This window comes from Anaerolineales bacterium (assembly GCA_022866145.1).
Taxonomy (GTDB): Bacteria; Chloroflexota; Anaerolineae; order Anaerolineales; family E44-bin32; genus PFL42.
Window position 1 is genome coordinate 1 of the sequence record JALHUE010000040.1, and the last position, 1918, is coordinate 1918.

Below are 1918 nucleotides of genomic sequence, written 5' to 3' on the forward strand. Positions count from 1 at the left end.
TCCGTCACCCGCCCCCGCGGTATCCCCCCGACCCCCAGCGCCAGGTCCAGCGCCAACGACCCCGTCGGAATCACCTCCACCGCCAGATGCCGCGCCTCCCCCAGCCGCATCACCGCCCCCTCCCCGTACTGCTTGCGGATCGCGGTCAGCGCATCCTGCAACGCGGTTGCTTTGCTGGCTTCGCCCTCGACCGCTTCCGTCCGTTCGGCAACCGCGCGCCTAGCCAAATCGCACCTCCCGGGCTCCCTCTCACTCTCGCCTCCAGAGTAGCACATTTGTTCTATCTGTCAAGGCCCAGGCCCAACCGCAAGCCCGCGCCCCGGCCGCGGTCTCCCAAGACGGGCAGGGCGCCCCCGGCGCCGGCGAACAGGGGCTCAGCGGATAGAAGCCCCTCCGGGCGTGGGGTAGAATGGACCTCATTCCGGGAGGAGCAGCAGGCCGATGAAAATCGTGACGGATTGCGCGGCGGACATGCCGAAGGAAGAGCTCGAAGCGCTCGACATTACCCAGGCTCCCCTGTTCATCCAATTCCCCGAGGGCGAGGTGAACTCCGCTGACCTCACGCTCGATGAGTTCTATGACCGCCTGGAGGCGATGCGTCCGACGATCCCTACCACCGCCCTGCCCTCCAGTGGGGTCTTCGAGGCTCTCTACAACCAATTGGCGGGCGTCGGCGAGCAAGTCTTCTCTATCCACATTTCCTCCGGGCTGAGCGGCACGCTGAACGCTGCACGCGTCGGCGGTGAGCAGGCCGTGGCCGAAGTCGACACCTGGGACTCGATGACCCTTTCGGGCGGCCAGCGCATTCAAGTACTGGTGGCCGCTTGGGGGAATCGCGCCGGCTGGAAACTAGAGAGAATCCGCGAGCGGCTCGAACAGATCCGCACTCAGACCGAAGTCATCTACACCCTGGAGACGCTGGAGTACTTGGCCCACGGCGGACGCATCGGGCGGGTTCAGGCCTTGATGGGGTCCGTGCTCAAGATCAAACCGGTCATCCGAGTCGACCACGCCGACGGCAAGTACAGTACCGTGAGCAAGAGCCGGACGATCCCCCAGGCGCTGGAGACGATCACCGACCATCTGCATCAGCTGTATGGGAAAACCCCGGTCTGGGTCAACATCCTGCACGGCCGCTTCGCGCAGGCCGCCGACACTCTGGCGGCAAGTATGAAGGAGCGCCTGAACGTCGCCAGCCTCGAGGTCAGCCGGATCTCTCCCGTCCTGGGTGTGCATACCGGACCGGGGATTGTCGGGGCGGCTGTGCTGCCGATCAGCCTGCTGGAAGACCTGCTCTAGCCCTTGAGGGCGGCCTGGCAGGCCGCCTTCGCTTTCCTGCCCACCTTCCGTTTCACGACGACAGCGCCGACCTAGGCAGCGCCCCGGTCATGCGCGGCCGGACCGAGCCCGGCCGCCAGCTCGAGTTGAAGGGCGCGAGACACCCTGGGCGACCTCCACCAGCGCTTCAAAGTCCAACGGATCAAGCGCGAGCTCGTCCTTCCGCGGACTCAGCAGCCTTAAGCCGAACCGCTCTCCGCCTGACACGAGAGGCATCGACACCTGGGCTGCCCCGCGCTCTGTCCCCAGCCGATGCACTGTGCTCAGGCTACCATCGACTGTCAGGCGGGTCGCCCCGCCTTGAGCCCCCAGATCGTGGATCGCCCTTTCCAGCGGGCGCCAGCCCAGGGCGGTTGCATCCATCATCTCGGCATAGAAGCGCCTGGTCGCCGAATTGACGCCGGGCCTTCACCCTACCAGGCGGATCCTTGAGCGGGCGATCAACGATCGCTTGAAGCCAGATCCTGATCGGGGTGAATGCCGCCGCCACGATCAGCGGGGTGATCACGACGGCTGCATCGCTCCGTTCTCCCGGGAACGCGACCAACAACCGCTGCGAGCGGCCGACGGCCGCAGTAGA

General features: G+C 66.1%; 3 protein-coding genes. 1 reads left to right on the forward strand and 2 read right to left on the reverse strand.

Annotated features, from left to right (window positions below; genetic code table 11):
• Window positions 1-161: DNA recombination/repair protein RecA (locus MUO23_01225; protein ID MCJ7511572.1), on the reverse strand; the 161-nt coding region annotated here is incomplete at its 3' end.
• A 280-nt stretch (window positions 162-441) separates the two neighbouring features.
• Here MUO23_01225 and MUO23_01230 point away from each other — a divergent pair.
• Entirely contained in the window at window positions 442-1299 is an 858-nt protein-coding gene (locus tag MUO23_01230) for a DegV family protein (GenBank protein ID MCJ7511573.1), read from the forward strand.
• A gap of 307 nt (window positions 1300-1606) precedes the next feature.
• On the opposite strand, the gene MUO23_01235 is transcribed toward MUO23_01230, so the two are convergent.
• A partial coding sequence (locus MUO23_01235) for a hypothetical protein (protein MCJ7511574.1) occupies window positions 1607-1918 on the reverse strand: 312 nt, incomplete at its 5' end.